We start from the raw sequence: 17430 nt of genomic DNA, 5'->3' as shown, positions 1-17430 counted from the left end.
AATCAGCCGGGCGTGGCTTGCTTGCGCAGCGTCACGCCCTGCCATGTTTCGCATTCGACCTGCTCCGCAATCAACTCGATGAGCGTTTGCCGCACCGCCACCGTCGCCGAATGCATCGGCACGCCGTTTGGCCAGCAGATGCTGGCAGGACGGCGAATGACGGGATCGACGATCTTGCGCATCTTCGGCATGCGAGTTTGATCGAGTTGCGCGAGCGCCGACGACGGCAGAATCGTGCAAGCACGGCCCGAATGGGCGATCAGCAGCATCGACGGCAACGAATCGATATCGGCGATGATGTTCAGCTCGACCTTCTCGCTCGAAAAGGTCCGCTCGATCAGAAGCCGCAAGCCATTCGACACACCGGGCGCAACCAGCTTGACGCCCGCGAGCTTCGCGAGCGGACAGGTGGTCGAACGCGGCGAGATCGCGCCGCCCGGCTCGCCGAGCAGATAGAGCGTCTCGTCGAGCACGGGCAACGCGGAAATGCCGGGCGTGTCGGACTCGCGAAACAGGATCGCGAGGTCCAGTCTGCCGTTCGCGAGCAACTCGTTGAGATAGCCGCTCATGCTTTCGAAGAACTGCAGACGGATGCCTGGATAGCGGTCCTGGATGCGCTCGAACAGCGGCACGGCGAGCACCGATGCCATCGTGGTCGGCAAGCCGACTGCGACCGTACCCGACTCGCTGCCCGCGCCCTTCGTCACTTCCTGCTTGAGCTGTTCCATCTGCCGCAGCACGAGCCGCGCATGCCGATAGAGCGCATCGCCTTCAGCCGTCGGCGTGACGCCATGATTGCTGCGCAACAGCAGCGACACGCCGAGTTCCTCTTCGAGTCGCGCCATCTGCTGACTCAGTGAAGGCTGCGCGACAAAGAGCTTTTCCGCCGCTTTGCCAAGACTGCCGTAATCGACGATGCTGACAAAGTAGCGGAGCTGGCGAACGTCCATGAGCGGTTGAAGGTGTGAGCAGTTATGCGATGAGCGCCGTTCGGTTTGTCGATACGTGTTGGAGCGCTCGGGCTGGGAGCCCATTTTATACTGCCGCTTGCTCGATGGACGTGGGATGCCTGCTCTACACGCCGCGGCTTGCGTCGAGAATGCCTTGCGCGCGAATGATAACGGGCCGGTCGACCATCTTCCCGTCTACCGCTACAGCCGCGCCGTTCGCGCGCTCGAACGCGTCGAGCACTTTCTTCGCCCACGCTATTTCCACCTCGCTGGGCGCGAAGCAATCGTTGATCGTCAAGACCTGTTTGGGATGAATGCAGAGCTTGCCCGCGAATCCCCAGCGCTTTGCTTTTGTCGTTTCGGCTTCGAGTGTTTGAGTATCGTCGATGGCGGGCGTCACGCCGTCGATCGGCGGCCGTATCTCCGCGACGCGTGAAATCATCACGAGCTTCGCGCGAAACGTATCCAGTTCCTCGCCATCGGATGCCATGCCCATGTCGGCGCAAAAGTCGAGCGTGCCGAACATCAGTTGATGCACGAAAGGCGCCTTCGCGACTTCGAGCGCGTTCCACATGCCCTTCGCGCTTTCGATCAATGGAAAGACGGGCATCGTGCTTCGGGTGCGCGAAACGAGCGTGGAGACATCGGCTGCGCGCTCCGCTTTCGGCAAGACGATGCCCGCGACGCCGCGCAGCTTGCCGAGCGCGGCGTCCTGCTCGAACCACGGCGTGCCGACTGCGTTCACGCGGATCAGCACGGGGCGCTCCGGCGAGAGCCACTCGACTACGGCCTGTCTGGCGCGGTCCTTGTCGCCGGGTGCGACGGCGTCTTCGAGATCGACGATGACGGCGTCCGCGCCGCTGCTCAACGCCTTCTCGAAGCGCTCCGGACGCGTGCCCGGAACGAACAGAAACGAGCGATGCTGGCGATTAACAGGCTGCGACATCTCGACTCCCGACAAATGTGTGCGTCACAGTGCGCCCGTCAGTTCTGGCACGACGGTGAACAGATCGCCGACGAGACCATAATCCGCGACGCTGAAAATCGGCGCTTCTTCGTCCTTGTTGATCGCGACGATGACCTTCGAGTCCTTCATGCCAGCCAGATGCTGGATCGCGCCTGAGATGCCGACTGCGATGTAAAGCTGCGGCGCAACGATCTTGCCGGTTTGACCGACCTGATAGTCGTTGGGCACGTAGCCAGCATCGACCGCTGCGCGTGATGCGCCCAACGCGGCCTGTAGTTTGTCTGCCAACGGCTCCAACACTTGCGTGTAATTCTCGCCATTTCCCAGACCGCGCCCACCTGACACAATGATGTTCGCCGACGTCAGTTCCGGACGATCCAGCTTCGTGACTTCGCGGCTCACGAACTGCGAGATGCCTGCGTCGGCCGCTGCGTCGATCTTCTCGATGGATGCGTTGCCGCCTTCTGCTGCAACGGGATCGAAGCCAGTTGCACGCACTGTGATGACCTTGATCGGGTCTTGAGACTGGACCGTAGCGATTGCGTTACCTGCGTAGATCGGACGGTCGAATGTATCGGCGCTGACCACAGCCGTAATCTCGCTGATCTGCGCGACGTCGAGCTGTGCGGCAATGCGCGGTGCGACGTTCTTGCCGTAGGCAGTGGCGGGCGCGAGGATGTGCGAGTAATCCTTCGCGATGTTCAACACCATCGCTTCGATATTTTCCGCTAGACCTTCGGCGAGTTGCGGCGCGTCGGCGAGCAGCACCTTCGACACACCCGCCACCTTCGCAGCCGCATCAGCTGCGCCTTGTGCGTTGTGGCCCGCCACCAGCACATGAACGTCGCCGCCAATCCTCTGCGCGGCAGCAACCGTATTCAGCGTCGCAGCCTTCAGCGCCGCGTTGTCGTGTTCAGCAATTACCAGAATCGTCATGTTCTTTCCCGTGCTTCAGAGAACTTTGGCTTCGGTCTTGAGCTTCTCGACCAGCGTCTTCACATCGGCCACCTTCACGCCAGCCTGGCGCTTTGGCGGCTCGCTGACTTTCAGGGTCTTCAGACGCGCCGTGACATCGACGCCCAGATCTTCGGGCTTCACGATTTCGAGCGGCTTCTTCTTTGCCTTCATGATGTTCGGCAGCGTCACGTAGCGCGGCTCGTTCAGCCGCAGATCGGTCGTGATGACTGCGGGCAATGTCAGCGACAACGTTTCCGCGCCGCCATCGACTTCACGCGACACCGTCACCTTGCCATCCGCCACGACAACCTTCGATGCAAACGTCGCCTGCGGCAGATTGGCCAGCGCAGCGAGCATCTGGCCCGTCTGGTTAGAATCGTCATCAATCGCCTGCTTGCCGAGAATCACCAGCGAAAGCCGTTCCCTGTCCACCAGTGCCTTCAAAAGCTTCGCCACGGCCAGCGGTTGCAGGTCTTCACCCGATTCGACCAGAACCGCACGATCCGCACCAATCGCCAGCGCCGTGCGCAGCGTTTCCTGACACTGCGCGACACCGCAAGAAACAGCAACAACCTCGCTGACAACACCCGCTTCCTTCAACCGCACCGCCTCTTCAACCGCGATTTCATCGAACGGATTCATCGACATCTTCACATTCGAAATATCGACGCCCGTGTTGTCCGACTTCACGCGGACCTTCACGTTGTAGTCGACCACTCTTTTGACAGGGACCAGCACTTTCATGGGCGTCTCCACTTTTATAGAAGAATCACGAGCCTGAGCTTCGTTAGCAGCCTCTATTTGAAAGCCTGCCCTGCCCCAACGCAAATACCAGATTGCTCTGCCCGTCATAGGTTTCAACGATGACAGGCACCCTCGCTGCCGATTTTTTGCAACGCCCCTACAATAGGTGTGGCCACGGCGAAGCCCCTCGCCGGTGTTGTTATACAACGCATTTACATCATGAATATTGCCCACATCAGATCGCGATTTTTCGTTGCCGTCCTGTTCTTCACGATGCTTGCCTTCGGCAACACGGTATCGGCGCAGACCGTCGATAGCTCCGATCCGCAGATACTGATCAAGTCAGTGACGCAGCAGGTGCTCGACGAAGTCCACACGCAGGCCATCGACCCATCGGATATCCCGCGCATCATGAACATCGTGAACCGGGACATCCTGCCTTATATCGACTTCGAATATACGACGCAGCTTGCCCTGGCCCGCTACTGGCGCACGGCCACGCCCACGCAACAGCAACAGCTCACGCAACAGTTCAAGATGCTGCTGATCCATCTGTATTCGGGCGCGCTCGCGCAACTCAAGCCGGATCAGAAGATCGACTATCCGCCGATGCGCGTCGCGCCGTCGGACACCGACGCCGTCGTGCGCACGATCGCCTCCACCAACGCGCAGCCCGTCGAGATCGATTACCGCCTGCGCAAGACGCCGCAAGGCTGGCGCGTGTACGACCTCAACGTGATGGGGGCATGGCTTGTGCAGACGTATCGGCAGCAGTTCGGCGAGACGATCCAGCAAAGCGGCATCGATGGGCTGCTGCGGTTTTTGACGGACCGCAATCAGCAGCTTGCGTCGGGCAAGCCGCAGTAAGCGGCGTTATCCGAAGTGGCGAATCGAAGGTCTGCGTAGCGCCCGCGCGCGCATCGTGACGCTGGAAACGCAGCACGACGCGCGCGTGGCTGACAGGCGCCAGTCGCGCATTCAGGCAGTGGCCGAAGCGAACAGCGTCACGAGACGATCCAGACCGTTCACTTCCTAGTCCGGCCGCTGCCCCATTTCCTCGAACGTCTTTCCGCCGCGGTTGATCCAGCAGGTCGGAAAACCGAAGTAGCGCGCTCCCGTCGCATCCCACGCATTCGACGACACGAACAGGATTTCCCTCCGGCCGACGCCAAACGTCTGTTCCGCGAGTTCGTAAGCGCGATTGTCCGGTTTGTAGACGCGCACGGGATCGACGCTCAGCAGATGGTCGAAGCTGTTCCGAAGCCCTGCGTTTGTAACGACCGCATCGATCGAATGCGGCGAGCCGTTCGACAGGATGGCGAGCTTCAGGCCGCGATCCCGCAGCGCGCGCAGCGCATCCGGCACTTCCGGATAAGCTTGCAGACGCAGATACGCATCCGACAGCGAACGGCACGCACGCTCGTCGAGTTCAAGCCCAAGATGCCGGATCGTGAAGCGTAACGTTTCTTCCGTCACGTGCTCGAACGGGATATAGCGGTTCATCAGGCTGCGCAGCCATGTGTATTCGAGTTGCTTCTGCCGCCATACGTTGCTGATTTCCTGGCCGCGCCCAGGGAACTGCTCGTCGCACTGGACGGCAACCGAGTGCACGTCGAACAGCGTGCCGTACAGGTCGAATGCAATGGCCTTGATGTGATTCATACCGCGTTCTCCTCCAGAAAAAATATGAAGCACTGCGCGTGCTTTACTCCCGACTCTTCTCCTTGAGCCGCGCCCGATGCGCGGCCACTTTCGCGCGATTGCCGCAGACCGCCATGCTGCACCACCTGCGCGCATGGCCTCGCGTGTGATCGGCGAACAGCAGCGTGCATGCCGGGCCTTCGCACGCCTTCACCTGCGTGAAATCCTCTTCGCAGACGAGTTTCGCCAGCGCCTCGGCGATCGGCATCAGCAACGACTCCGCCGACTGCCAGCGCCGCACCGTGCGAAACGAAAACGCGGTCGGCGCGTCCGGACCGTTCGCGGCGATCTCGCCATGCTGTTCGTCGCGCGCGAGCAACGCGTTTAACGGTTCGAGCTCGCGCAGATCGCTCGACGCGAGCGCATGCCCTTTCCTCTTTTTCACGTAGCCCCGAAACCACTCGCGCAGCTCGCGCGCTTTCGCCGCGATCTCGTCGAGTTCGGCGGGCGTCGCGCGTGAGCCGATCGACGCGAGCGCATCCGGCGGCACCATGCCGGCCTGATCGAGCCAACGCAGCAGCCCTTCGCCGTCGCTGATCCAGTCAACGGGCACGTCGACGGGCGTCGCAATCGAATTCAGAAAATCGAGCCCCGGCGCGTCGGCCAAAAACATGGCCGGTATCTGGCGGTAGTCCATTGCTATGACAAATGTAAGGTGACGATGACTCCATCGTAACCACTAAAAAATCACTTGACAAGTTACATCACCACTTCGTAACCTATAAAACATGTTCTGAACGGTTACACGAAATTGCGCGATTCTGAATCAAGGCGCGGCACGAGTCGCGTTGACGTAGTCGAGAGAAATTTATCTTTACGGAGAGAACGCCATGTCCACGATTGCCCATCGCCACGCCGACGTTGAGGGTTTCAACGTGTTCTATCGGGAGGCTGGCCGCGCTGGCGCGCCGAAGCTGTTACTGCTGCACGGCTTTCCGAGTTCCAGCCATATGTTCCGCGACCTGATTCCGCTGCTCGCCGACCGGTTTCATATCGTCGCGCCGGATTTGCCGGGCTTCGGCCAGTCGGACATGCCGGAGCGCGGCCAATTCGCCTACACGTTCGACAACCTCGCCAATGTGATCGACCGGTTCACGGAAGTGGTCGGCTTCGACCGCTACGCCGTCTACGTTTTCGATTACGGCGCGCCGACGGGCTTCCGGCTCGCGCTGAAGCATCCAGAGCGCATCACGGCGATCATTTCGCAGAACGGCAATGCGTATGTGGAAGGACTGAGCGAAGGCTGGAATCCCATTCAGGCGTACTGGAAGGAGCCGACGCAAGCGAACCGCGATGCGCTGCGCGCGCTGCTGACCCGCGACACGACGATCTGGCAATACACGCACGGTGTGAGCGATACGACGCAGGTCTCGCCCGACGGCTATTCGCTCGATGACTACTACATGAACCGTCCCGGCGCCCACGATATCCAGCTCGACCTGTTCGGCGACTATCAAAGCAACGTCGCGCTGTACCCGGCGTTCCAGCAGTACTTCCGCACGCACCAGCCGCCGTTCCTCGCGGTCTGGGGCAAGAACGACCCATTCTTCCTGCCGCCCGGCGCCGAAGCGTTCAAGCGCGATCTGCCGAACGCAGACGTGCGCTTCTTCGATACGGGCCATTTCGCGCTCGAAACACACGCGGCTGACATTGCCGCCGCCATCACCGGCTTTCTGACTCGCTGAAACCTGAAACGACAGGCGATCGGCTGGTTCGCCTGATTACATACTGCGTCGACCGACGCGCCATCACCCTTAGGAGAACCCTCATGCGTGCAATCGTCCTCGAAAAGTTCGGCGGTATCGACAGCCTCGTCTATACGGAACTGCCGGAACCCGAACCGCTGGAAGGTCACGTCGTCATCGAAGTCAAGGCGTTCGGCGTCAACCACGCGGAAATGCATATGCGGCGCGGCGAATGGGCCGAAGCGGCGAAAGTGAGCGGAATCGAATGCGTGGGCATCGTGAAGTCGTGTCCGGGCGGCGAGTTTCCTGTCGGCGCAAAAGTCGCCGCGCTGATGGGCGGCCTCGGTCGCACGATCAACGGCAGCTACGCGGAATACACGCGGGCACCCGTTTCGAACGTCGCGCTGATCGAATCGGATCTGCCATGGGCCGAACTCGCGGCAATTCCCGAAACCTACGCGACGGCGTGGACATGCCTGTTCCGCAACCTCGAACTCAAGGCAGGGCAAACCGTTGTGATTCGTGGCGCGACTTCTTCGTTTGGACAGGCCGCCGTGAATCTCGCCGTGAATGCGGGCGCGAAGGTGATCGCGACGACGCGCAGTCCGGCGCGCTTTGAAATGCTCAAAGCACTCGGTGCGGAACGCGTCGAACTGGAAGGCCCCGATCTGTCGAAGCGCATCGCAGAAGCGAAGCAGATCGACGCCGTGCTCGATCTGGTCGGCAACAGCGTGATTCTCGATTCGCTCGCGATGCTGCGCCGCGGCGGTCGCGCGTGTCTCGCTGGTTGGTTGGGCGGTCTCGCGCCGATCGCGGATTTCAATCCGTTGCTGCAAATGTCGAGCGGCGTGTACCTGACGTTCTTCGGCAGCTTTGTGTTCGGCACGCCGGGCTTTCCGCTCTCCGATGTGCCGCTGCAAGCCATCGCCGCCGATGCTGCTGCCGGCCGCCTCAAGGCCAAGCCGTCGCGCGTTTTCTCGTTCGATCAGATCCACGAAGCGCACCGTGTAATGGAAGCGAATGAAGCGGGTGGCAAGATGGTCGTCGTCCACTAAAACCTGTTGCCCCATCCAACGAGGAGAAAGACATGTCAAGCAAAGTAGCGATCGTCACGGGCGCGAGCCAGGGCATCGGCCGTTCGACGGCAATCAGACTGGCGAAGGACTTCGGCGCGCTCGTGCTGGTCGCGCGCAATCGCGAGAACCTGGACGAAACGGCGCAGGCCGTGATCCATGCGGGCGCGAAGGCGCTCGCTATCGACATCGATCTTTCGCTGCCGAATGCCGCGCAGGAAGTCGTCGATCAGGCGCTCGCGTCGTTTGGCCGGATCGACGCGTTGCTCAACATTGCAGGCGCGGTGCCGCAAATCGACGTGTTCGATATGACCGACGAACAGTGGGAGCACGGCCTTGCATTGAAGCTGCACGGCGCACGGCGTCTGACGATTGCAGCGTGGCCCGCACTGAAGGCAGCGTCGGGGTCGGTCGTGCTGATGTCGGGTAACTCCGCGCTTTTTCCGAAGGCGCCGTATGCGGCCGTCGGCACGATCAACGCGGCGATCGTCGCGTTGGCGAAGGCGTTCTCGGATCGCGGCATCGAAGACGGCGTTCAGGTGAACAGCGTGTTGCCCGGCCCGGTGATGACGGGGCGTCGCCAGTCGTATCTGGAGCATTGGGCGCCACTGCACAACATGACTGTCGAAGAAGCGACGGCGAAGTTTCCAAAGGAAGCAGGCATTGCGCGATATGGAGAGCCCGAGGAAATTGCCGAGTTGATGGCGTTTATCGTGTCGCCCGGCGCGCACTGGATGACGGGATCGTCGCTGCGCATGGATGGCGGAGAAGTGAAATCGATTTGAGGTCGTGGCCGGCAGGCGGTGGCTTCGCGTGCCGGCCTTTCGTCAGGAGGCTTGCAAGAGCATCCATAAGCCTCTAATCACAATGACAACGCCAATCGCTTGCGCAATGCGATCGGGAAACGGTGCGAGACGTTCAGCTGTGATCGCCAGCGTCACGAATGCCATTGCGCGCAGATCCATCATGCCGTTGACGAGAAGCACCGACGTCAGTCCCGCGCAGCACAAGATGCAATGCACGCCGAGGCGTGTGCCTTGTTTCCATGCTTCGTTTGCGCTGCGCGTCGCCGTCAGCATGCGGCTGCACGCCAGATAACGTGACTTCCATGCGCTGAACTGCGCGATGCCTGCGAGCAGCACGACACAGCCCGCCGCGACGGGTACCGCGCGAGCCAGCGAGGGCATTTGCAACGCGAGCGACATCAGCGCGACGCCCAGCACAAACACGATCACGCCGAGAACAGCCCACACGAAAAAGTAGCCCACGCCCGCCAGCGCAGTCATCCAACGCGCACGCATCACGCCCGTTTTGCCGATGGCTTCGTGATAGCGCCACAGCACGGGCGCGAGCGACGGCAGCATCATCGCGATCATCATCATAATCCACATGCCGATGAACGTTGCCGCGACGCGTGGCCATTTCTGTCCGCACATCGGTGCCCATGTCATCGACAGCGACCAGCCGCCCGGCATCGGCAGTTCGCTCATCGATGACATCGACATGCACCCGATGACCGCCAGCACAGCCGAAGCCACGAAGACCAGCGCCGCAACACCGAAGAACGCGCGCCGTGACGCACGCGGATTCGCCACAGCCTTCAAGGTGTCCGTTCGCATGAAAACGCCAGCGAAATCCACGATCCACCTCAACGCCGTTCGTACTCGTCGTGACGCCGCCACCAGATGCCCTTCTCGTTGCGCCCTTTCGGCGCGCGGTCGAGCCACTGGTACATGCCCCACAGACCATCCACACCGCGCGCGTACGTCGAATACGCGTGATACACGACGCCGTCCTCGTGCACGAAGGTGCTGATGCCCGGCCGGTCGCGCGAATACGTGGGCACATCGGTGCCGCAACTGGCCGCGAACCGGACGACGGGTTCCGGCGCGGGCGTCATGTCCATCGCATGCCCGGCCCGCTCGAAGTTGTACTCGATGTCGCCCGTGCGCTGCTGCGCTTCCGTGAACGACACGCTGAAATCGAAGTTGAAATCGCTACCGTCCGCCGATGCCCACGGAAACTTCCATCCCATCCGCTCCTTGTAAGTCTGCAACTTCGCGAGCGGCGCGCGCGACACGGCCATCAGCGTCACATCGTGATTCGCGAGATGCACGGCCACGCCGTCGAAGCCATCCGCGATCGCCGAGCACGACGGACAGCCTGCCGTGTAGTCGGGACCGAACATGAAGTGATAGACGATCAGTTGCGAGCGTCCTCTAAAAAGATCCGGCAGCGTCGCGCTGCCGTCATCCGTTTCGAAACGGTACGACTTGTCGATCTTCACCCACGGCAGCGCCTCACGCTGCCGCGCAAGTTCGTCGCTGCGCCGCGTCAACGCCTTCTCCGCTTCCAGCAATTCGACGCGTGCTTTCAGCCATGCGTCGCGTGTGGCGACCGTATGCTTGCTCATTGTTCGTCCCTCCGTTGAATGTCCAATGCGTGCTGTCGATGAAACGTGTCGTGCTAGATTAGTGCGGGACATTCAATGGACGGGAGTGACAAGTGTGGCGTGATTCAGATGGACGCAACCCTCGCAGCCGCCGCGCGCTCGCTCGCCGCGGGTAATCCCCTCGGCGCGCTGAACCGCGTCGCGTTGCGCGACGACGCGCCTGCGCTCGCGCTGCGCGGCATTGCGATGGCGCAACTCGGCGACCTCGTGCGCGCGAAGGCGCTGATACGCAGCGCGGCGCGCGCGTTCGGTCCTAAGGAAGCCGTCGCTCGCGCGCGATGCATCGTCGCCGAAGCGGAGATTGCGCTCGCGTCGCGCGATCTCGGCTGGCCCGCGAAATCGCTCGAAGCCGCACGCCAGACGCTCGAAGCGCATAACGACCGGCTGAACGCCGCGCACGCGCGCAATCTTCAGGTGCGCCGTCTGCTGCTGATCGGGCATCTGGACGAGGCCGAACGTCTGCTGGACGGATTCGATGCCGCACCCTTTCCACCTGCATCGAGTGCCGCGCACGAGCTGATCGTCGCGGGCATCGCGATGCGGCGTCTGCACACGACGACCGCACGCGCAGCGCTAGCCAGAGCCGAGCGCGCCGCGCGCCATGCCGGCATTCCTGGTCTCGTAGCTGAAGTGGAAAGCGCAGCGCGCCTGCTCGATACGCCCGCCGCGCGTCTGATCGCAGGCGGCGCCGAACGGCTTCTGCTGCTCGAAGACGTCGAAGCATTGATGGCATCGAAAGCGCTCGTCATCGACGCTTGCCGTTACGCCGTGCGCGACGGGGACCACGTCGTGCCGCTGGCCACGCGCCCCGTGCTGTTCACGCTTGCGCGAATGCTGGCCGAAGCCTGGCCCAACGACGTGCCGCGCGACACGCTGATCGAGCGCGCCTTCCGGATGAAGCACGCGGACGAATCGCATCGCGCGCGCCTGCGTGTCGAGATCGGACGGCTGCGCACGATGCTCGGCGCGCTCGCCGATATCGATGCAACGAAACGCGGCTTCGCGCTGACGCCGCGCCGCGCATCCAAAGTCGTCGTGCTGGCGCGGCCCGTCGAGGAAGAACACGCGTCGTTACTGGCCTTGCTGGCGGACGGCGAATCGTGGTCGAGTTCCGCGCTCGCGCTTGCACTCGGCGCAAGTCAACGAACCGTGCAGCGCGCGCTCGATACACTCGCGTCGGCGGGCAAGGTGCAGTCGTTCGGTCAGGGCCGCGCGCGCCGCTGGATGATGCCGCCCATGCCGGGTTTCGCGACAGTCTTGTTACTCCCCGCTGCGCTGCCAATCGATTAGCATGTAAGGCTCGACACTTCACCGACGAGGACGCAAGCATGAAACGCTCACCTGCTGAAATCGTGCGTGAATATGGACCTTTTCCGGGCATCGACAACGTGCATGGCGTCAGCTACGACGGCCAGCATGTGTGGTTCGCCTCGGGCGAAGCGGTCAACGCGCTCGATCCATCGAGCGGAAAAACGGTGCGTTCGATCGAGGTTCCCGCCACGGCAGGTACGGCGTTCGACGGACAGCACCTGTACCAGATTGCTGGCGACCAGATTCGCAAGGTCGATCCGCAGACGGGTGCCGTCCTCACGACGATTCCCGCGCCTGCAGGCAGCAATTCGGGGCTCGCGTGGGCGGAAGGCGCGCTGTGGGTCGGGCAGTATCAGGAACGCAAGATCCATCAGCTCGATCCACAGACGGGCGCGATACTTCGCACGATCGAATCGAACCGTTTCGTGACGGGCGTGACGTGGGTGGATGGCGAGTTGTGGCACGGTACGTGGGAAGGCGACCAGAGCGATTTGCGGCACGTCGATCCGCGCACGGGCGAAGTGCTGGAGATGCTCGATATGCCGGAAGGGGTCCGTGTGTCGGGGGTCGAGTCGGATGGTGCTGAACAGTTCTTCTGCGGCGGTGGCAACAGCGGAACACTGCGTGCTGTCCGCAGGCCGAAACGGGATGCGAAGCGCACGGATGCGGACGCGCCCGTTGACGCGACGAGCGATTGACACAGTTTCCAGGAAAGCCGACCGTCAGACAGCGCTATACTTCCGCGCTTTTACTGCTGACGCCAGGCATCAAGGAATACTTATGAGCACGCTACCCCGTTGTCCGAAATGCAATTCCGAGTTCACGTACGAAGACGGGGGCGTCTATATCTGCCCGGAATGTGCGCATGAATGGTCGGCGCAGTCAGTGATGCCGACCGAACCAGCCGAAAAGGTCTATCGCGATTCGGCCGGAAACGTCTTGCAGGACGGCGATACCGTGACCGTCATCAAGGACCTGAAACTGAAAGGCTCGGCAGGCGTGGTCAAGATGGGCACCAAGGTAAAAAATATCCGGCTGGTGGACAGTGACCACGATATCGATTGCAAGATCGATGGCTTTGGCGCCATGAGTCTGAAGTCGGAATTCGTCAGGAAGGTGTGAGCGGCGGGCGGACAGCCCTCTGCTGCCCGCCTCACCCCGTGCGCCGATGCTCCACCGCAAACTTGATCAGCTCGGCCTGCCCTTCGATCTCGAGCTTGCGCTTCAGATTCAACCGATGCGTTTCGACGGTACGCACTGAAAGGCCGTTGCGTTGCGCGATCTGCTTGCTCGACAGCCCTTCGGCGAGCTGATCGAGAATATCGCGCTCGCGCGGCGTCAGACGTTCGATCGGATCGCGCATCGCGGACGCATGAATCAGCCGCGCGCTGAGCCCTTCGCTGAAGTAAGTCTTGCCGTCGAGCACAGCGCCGATCGCGCGGATGATCTCCGCGCCCGGCGAATCCTTCAGCACGTAGCCGCTCGCGCCCGCGCGCACCGCCTGGGTCACGTATTCGACGTTGTCGTGCATCGACAGCATCAGCACGCGGATGCCCGGAAAGCGCTCATGAAACAGCGCCGCGAGCGCAATGCCGTTCATCCCTCGCATGCCAACGTCCATCAGCACGAGGTCCGGCTCGTGCGCGGCCGCGAGCGCCAGCGCTTCGTCGGCGTTACCCGCTTCGCCGACCACGGCGAAACCCGGCACGGTATCGAGCCGCGCTCGCAAGCCATCGCGCACGAGGGGATGATCGTCGACGAGGATAAGGCGCGCCGCGCCCGCTGGACTGTTCATGAAGGGTCTGCCTGCATTTCGATGTGAAGCGCTTCTCGCGCGAAAAGCGGCGCAGTCGCCGTGATGAGGGTATGGCCCGGCCGCGACACGAGCTGCAACTCGCCGTTCAGCGCCTCCAGACGCTCGCGCATGTTGCGTAAGCCGACGCCCGCGCTCGCGTCGGCCTGCACCCGTTCGACATCGAAGCCGCGGCCGTCGTCGCTGATCGACAGCGTGACGCGGCGCGCCGTGACTTCCAGCGCGACGGCAACCTGCGTCGCGTGCGCGTGCCGGAAGATGTTCGTCAATGCTTCCTGCGCGATGCGGAACAGCGCTGTCTTCACCGTGTCGGGCAGTTGCGCGGCATGATCGTGCACGATCTGCGTAAACCCGATCGACAGATGGCTTTGCGTGCTCAGCTCGCGCGTCAGTTGTTCGAGCGCTGCTGCCAGCCCGAGATCGTCGAGCATCGAAGGACGCAGTGCATGCGAGATGCGGCGCACTTCACGCAGCGCATCGCCGAGCCGCCCGATGCCGGTGGACAGCGCCGCTTCCGCTGGCTGCACGCGCGGCTCGGTCAGCTCGAAGCGCGCGAGCGCCGACTCGAGCAGCAGCTTGACGGAGACGAGCATCTGACTGATGCCGTCATGCAGTTCGCGCGACAGCCGCGCGCGTTCGTTTTCCTGCGATTCGACCACCTGCTGCGCGAGACGCTTGAGCTTCGCGTCCGCGCTGCGGTATTCGCTGACGTTCAGCACCAACGCGCACACGGCGATCACGCACAGCCCCGCGAGCGCGATCGCGCCGATCCATAGCATGGTGTGCTCGATGTCGGAGGATGCGCGCTGGTCGATGCGCGCCAACGTAGTGTCGACGTCGTCGAGATAGATCCCCGTGCCGAGCATCCAGCCCCAGCGCGGCAGCGGCACGACATAGCCGAGCTTCGGCGCGAGCTTGCCCGTCGACGGACGATGCCACACATAGCGCACATAGCCGCCGCCTTCGGCGGCCGCCTTGATGAGCTGCTGGATGGTCAGCGAGCCCGCAGGATCACGCAAGGTCCACAGATCACGCCCGACGAGATCCGGCTCGCGCGGATGCATCAGCGAGCGGCCATGCATGTCGTAGACGAAGAAGTAGCCGTCCTGGCCAAAGTCCATTTTCTCGAGCATCGCGAGCGCGCGGTTGCGTAGCATCGCGTCGTCGCGTGCGTTGACGCCCGCTTCGTCGTAGAGCGGCTTGATCGCGCTGGTCGCGAGATCGACGTAGTGGCGCAGTTCGATTTCCTTGCTCGCCATGTAGGCCGATTGCGTCGTGTCGTGCTGCGCGCTCGCGAGCGCGGTGGCCTGATGGCGCACGCCGAGCGCAATGCCCGCGATCGCGGCCAGAAACGGCACGAGGGCGAGCAGAAAGATCTTTGCCTTGAGTTTCATCTGTGGAAAGCCGGTCGGACTGCCTACGTAATTCTACGTAGCGCGCTTACGTAGTTGTGCGCTTGTGGCGCACGCGACGAAGACGAATACTACACGCCCAAAGCATGGCACATCTTCGACCATGCGCGGCGCTCCCCTGGCGCGTCGCAGAGGTCTCGCCAGCAGGCGCTGACGGGCATGAAAACAACTTAGCTGTGCATGGGACCAGAGTAAGGCGCTAAGGCACCAACTCTGGTCGACTCGCCGTGCATAGGACCAGAGTAAGGCGCTAAAGCGCCAACTCTGGTCGACAGGAGACACAAATGAATAGAGCATCCAGTATTCTGGTCTGGACAGCGGTCGCGCTTCTCGGCGCATTCGCGTTCGGCACCATCGCGCTTGCGCATGGCGAGAAGGTCAGCGCCCTCTGGGTCGTGATCGCCGCCGTCTGCGTCTATCTGATCGCTTATCGCTTCTACAGCCGCTTCATCGCGAATCATGTCTTGCAGCTCGACGGCCAGCGCGTGACGCCCGCCGTGCGGCACAACGACGGTCTCGACTACGTGCCGACCAACAAGTACGTGCTGTTCGGCCATCACTTCGCGGCGATCGCGGGCGCAGGCCCGCTGGTTGGCCCGGTGCTCGCCGCGCAGATGGGCTACGTGCCCGGCATGCTGTGGATTCTCGCGGGCGTCGTGTTTGCAGGCGCCGTGCAGGACTTCATCGTGCTGTTCATCTCGACGCGCCGCGACGGCCGATCGCTCGGCGATCTCGTCAAGATGGAGCTTGGCACCGTGCCCGGCGTGATCGCGCTGTTCGGTGCGTTCCTCATCATGGTGATCATCCTTGCCGTGCTCGCGCTGATCGTCGTGAAGGCGTTGACCAATTCGCCGTGGGGCACGTTCACCGTCGCCGCGACCATCCCCATCGCGCTGTTCATGGGCGTCTACACGCGCTTCATCCGGCCGGGCCGCATTGGCGAAGTGTCGGTGATCGGCTTCGTGCTGCTGATGGCATCGATCGTGTTCGGTCAGAGCGTGCACGATAATGCCGCGCTCGCCGCATGGTTCACGTTCAGCGGCACGCAGCTCACGTGGATCCTGATCGGCTACGGCTTTGTGGCATCGGTGCTGCCTGTGTGGCTGCTGCTTGCGCCGCGCGACTATCTGTCGACGTTCCTGAAGATCGGCACGATTCTCGGTCTTGCGATCGGCATTCTTGTCGTCGCGCCGGAACTGAAGATGCCTGCGCTGACGAAGTTCGTCGACGGCACGGGGCCTGTGTGGTCGGGCAATCTGTTCCCGTTCCTGTTCATCACGATTGCTTGCGGCGCGGTGTCGGGCTTCCACGCGCTGATCTCGTCGGGCACGACGCCGAAGCTGCTCGACAATGAAAAGAATGCGCGCTTCATCGGTTATGGCGCGATGCTGATGGAATCGTTCGTTGCGATCATGGCGCTGGTGGCGGCTGCTGTGATCGAGCCGGGCATCTACTTCGCGATGAACGCGCCCGCTGCCGTGCTCGGCACGACGCCGGATGCAGTCGCGCAGACCGTATCGCAATGGGGCTTCATGCTGACGCCGGAGATGCTGACGCAAACGGCGCAGGCCGTCGGCGAAACGACGATTGTCGCGCGTGCAGGCGGTGCGCCGACACTTGCCGTGGGCATGGCGCAGATTCTCCATCAGGTGATTGGTGGACAGGCGATGATGGCGTTCTGGTATCACTTCGCGATTCTGTTCGAAGCGCTCTTCATCCTGACGGCTGTTGATGCTGGCACGCGTGCGGGCCGCTTCATGCTGCAGGATCTGCTGGGCACGTTCCACCCTGCTCTCAAGCGCACGGAATCGCTGCCGGCGAACCTGATCGCTACTGCGCTGTGCGTTGCAGCGTGGGGTTACTTCCTGTATCAGGGCGTGATCGATCCGCTTGGCGGCATCAATACGCTGTGGCCGCTGTTCGGTATCTCGAACCAGATGCTGGCGGGGATTGCGCTGGTGCTCGGCACGGTGGTGTTGTTCAAGATGAAGCGCGAGCGTTTTGCTTGGGTGACGCTTGTGCCGACCGTGTGGTTGCTGGTCTGTACGATGACGGCGGGTTGGCAGAAGATTTTCGATGCGAATCCGAAGGTTGGGTTTCTGGCGCATGCTGCGAAGCTCGGTGCATCTGCCGATGCTGGCAAGATCGTCGCGCCGGCCAAGTCGATCGAGCAGATGCATCGGATCATGTTCAATGACTATGTTGATGCTGCGCTGGCTGGGTTGTTCATTTTTGTGGTCGTTAGTGTGGTGTTTTATGGCGTGCTTGCGGTGGTTCGTGCGCGACGCGCTGATCGGCCCACTGTGCGCGAGACGCCGTTTGAGATTCTGCCTTCCGGGCAGCGTGCAAGCGGTACGCACTAAAG

General features: G+C 62.2%; 18 protein-coding genes. 8 read left to right on the top strand and 10 right to left on the bottom strand.

Going from position 1 to position 17430, the window contains the following annotated elements:
- Nucleotides 1–2: 2 nt before the first annotated feature.
- The 4 genes from SB822_RS15460 to SB822_RS15445 form a co-directional block, all read right to left on the bottom strand.
- Nucleotides 3–950 carry a LysR substrate-binding domain-containing protein gene (locus SB822_RS15460; RefSeq protein ID WP_007577015.1) on the bottom strand — a complete coding sequence of 316 codons (948 nt, stop codon included), beginning with the start codon at nucleotides 948–950 and terminating at the stop codon, nucleotides 3–5.
- A 124-nt stretch (nucleotides 951–1074) separates the two neighbouring features.
- Nucleotides 1075–1896, bottom strand: a complete 822-nt coding sequence (locus SB822_RS15455) for an HpcH/HpaI aldolase/citrate lyase family protein (protein ID WP_410855106.1) — start codon at nucleotides 1894–1896, stop codon at nucleotides 1075–1077.
- A 24-nt stretch (nucleotides 1897–1920) separates the two neighbouring features.
- The gene (locus tag SB822_RS15450; RefSeq protein ID WP_410855105.1) at nucleotides 1921–2853 is read right to left on the bottom strand and encodes an electron transfer flavoprotein subunit alpha/FixB family protein; all 933 of its coding nucleotides are present in this window, start codon (nucleotides 2851–2853) and stop codon (nucleotides 1921–1923) included.
- A gap of 15 nt (nucleotides 2854–2868) precedes the next feature.
- Complete coding sequence (locus SB822_RS15445) at nucleotides 2869–3618, bottom strand: electron transfer flavoprotein subunit beta/FixA family protein (RefSeq protein ID WP_410855104.1); 750 nt, start codon at nucleotides 3616–3618, stop codon at nucleotides 2869–2871.
- 273 nt (nucleotides 3619–3891) lie between these two features.
- Between SB822_RS15445 and SB822_RS15440 the strand changes: the two genes are divergently transcribed.
- Entirely contained in the window at nucleotides 3892–4485 is a 594-nt protein-coding gene (locus SB822_RS15440; protein ID WP_410855203.1) for a phospholipid-binding protein MlaC, read from the top strand.
- A gap of 165 nt (nucleotides 4486–4650) precedes the next feature.
- Here the strand turns inward: SB822_RS15440 and SB822_RS15435 are convergent, their stop codons facing one another.
- The gene (locus tag SB822_RS15435) at nucleotides 4651–5280 is read right to left on the bottom strand and encodes a haloacid dehalogenase type II (RefSeq protein ID WP_410855103.1); all 630 of its coding nucleotides are present in this window, start codon (nucleotides 5278–5280) and stop codon (nucleotides 4651–4653) included.
- Between the two features lie 43 nt (nucleotides 5281–5323).
- Nucleotides 5324–5956, bottom strand: a complete 633-nt coding sequence (locus SB822_RS15430; RefSeq protein WP_410855102.1) for a CGNR zinc finger domain-containing protein — start codon at nucleotides 5954–5956, stop codon at nucleotides 5324–5326.
- Between the two features lie 193 nt (nucleotides 5957–6149).
- On the opposite strand from SB822_RS15430, the gene SB822_RS15425 reads away from it, so the two are divergent.
- From SB822_RS15425 to SB822_RS15415, 3 genes are all read left to right on the top strand, one after another.
- Nucleotides 6150–7004, top strand: a complete 855-nt coding sequence (locus SB822_RS15425) for an alpha/beta fold hydrolase (RefSeq protein WP_410855101.1) — start codon at nucleotides 6150–6152, stop codon at nucleotides 7002–7004.
- Between the two features lie 83 nt (nucleotides 7005–7087).
- Entirely contained in the window at nucleotides 7088–8059 is a 972-nt protein-coding gene (locus tag SB822_RS15420; RefSeq protein WP_410855100.1) for a zinc-binding alcohol dehydrogenase family protein, read from the top strand.
- A 32-nt stretch (nucleotides 8060–8091) separates the two neighbouring features.
- Entirely contained in the window at nucleotides 8092–8862 is a 771-nt protein-coding gene (locus SB822_RS15415) for an SDR family oxidoreductase (RefSeq protein WP_410855099.1), read from the top strand.
- A gap of 42 nt (nucleotides 8863–8904) precedes the next feature.
- Here the strand turns inward: SB822_RS15415 and SB822_RS15410 are convergent, their stop codons facing one another.
- On the bottom strand, nucleotides 8905–9696 hold the full coding sequence (locus SB822_RS15410) for a DUF2182 domain-containing protein (protein WP_410855098.1): 792 nt from the start codon (nucleotides 9694–9696) through the stop codon (nucleotides 8905–8907).
- Nucleotides 9697–9725: 29 nt separating this feature from the next.
- Nucleotides 9726–10490: a DUF899 domain-containing protein gene (locus SB822_RS15405; RefSeq protein ID WP_079502973.1), complete on the bottom strand. Its 765-nt coding sequence runs from the start codon at nucleotides 10488–10490 to the stop codon at nucleotides 9726–9728.
- 108 nt (nucleotides 10491–10598) lie between these two features.
- On the opposite strand from SB822_RS15405, the gene SB822_RS15400 reads away from it, so the two are divergent.
- The 3 genes from SB822_RS15400 to SB822_RS15390 all read left to right on the top strand — a co-directional run bounded on the left by SB822_RS15400 (nucleotide 10599) and on the right by SB822_RS15390 (nucleotide 12962).
- On the top strand, nucleotides 10599–11819 hold the full coding sequence (locus SB822_RS15400; RefSeq protein ID WP_410855097.1) for a helix-turn-helix domain-containing protein: 1221 nt from the start codon (nucleotides 10599–10601) through the stop codon (nucleotides 11817–11819).
- Between the two features lie 38 nt (nucleotides 11820–11857).
- Entirely contained in the window at nucleotides 11858–12538 is a 681-nt protein-coding gene (locus SB822_RS15395; RefSeq protein WP_410855096.1) for a DUF5074 domain-containing protein, read from the top strand.
- Between the two features lie 82 nt (nucleotides 12539–12620).
- Nucleotides 12621–12962 carry a zinc ribbon domain-containing protein YjdM gene (locus SB822_RS15390; protein WP_086917725.1) on the top strand — a complete coding sequence of 114 codons (342 nt, stop codon included), beginning with the start codon at nucleotides 12621–12623 and terminating at the stop codon, nucleotides 12960–12962.
- Between the two features lie 31 nt (nucleotides 12963–12993).
- Here the strand turns inward: SB822_RS15390 and SB822_RS15385 are convergent, their stop codons facing one another.
- Both SB822_RS15385 and SB822_RS15380 read right to left on the bottom strand, forming a co-directional pair.
- Nucleotides 12994–13635, bottom strand: coding sequence for a response regulator (locus SB822_RS15385; protein WP_007576985.1), 642 nt, complete (start codon nucleotides 13633–13635; stop codon nucleotides 12994–12996).
- A complete protein-coding gene (locus SB822_RS15380) occupies nucleotides 13632–15047 on the bottom strand; it encodes a cache domain-containing protein (protein ID WP_410855095.1) in 1416 nt (471 codons plus the stop codon). The genes SB822_RS15385 and SB822_RS15380 overlap by 4 nt, the downstream gene beginning before the upstream one ends.
- Before the next feature lie 302 nt (nucleotides 15048–15349).
- Between SB822_RS15380 and SB822_RS15375 the strand changes: the two genes are divergently transcribed.
- Nucleotides 15350–17428 (top strand): carbon starvation CstA family protein, encoded by a 2079-nt coding sequence (locus SB822_RS15375; RefSeq protein WP_410855094.1) that lies wholly within the window; start codon nucleotides 15350–15352, stop codon nucleotides 17426–17428.
- Nucleotides 17429–17430 lie beyond the last annotated feature (2 nt).

Origin of the sequence: Paraburkholderia sp. SIMBA_054, assembly GCF_046534875.1 — a bacterium.
Lineage (GTDB): Bacteria > Pseudomonadota > Gammaproteobacteria > Burkholderiales > Burkholderiaceae > Paraburkholderia > Paraburkholderia hospita.
This window is presented reverse-complemented; position numbering and strand designations above follow the sequence as displayed.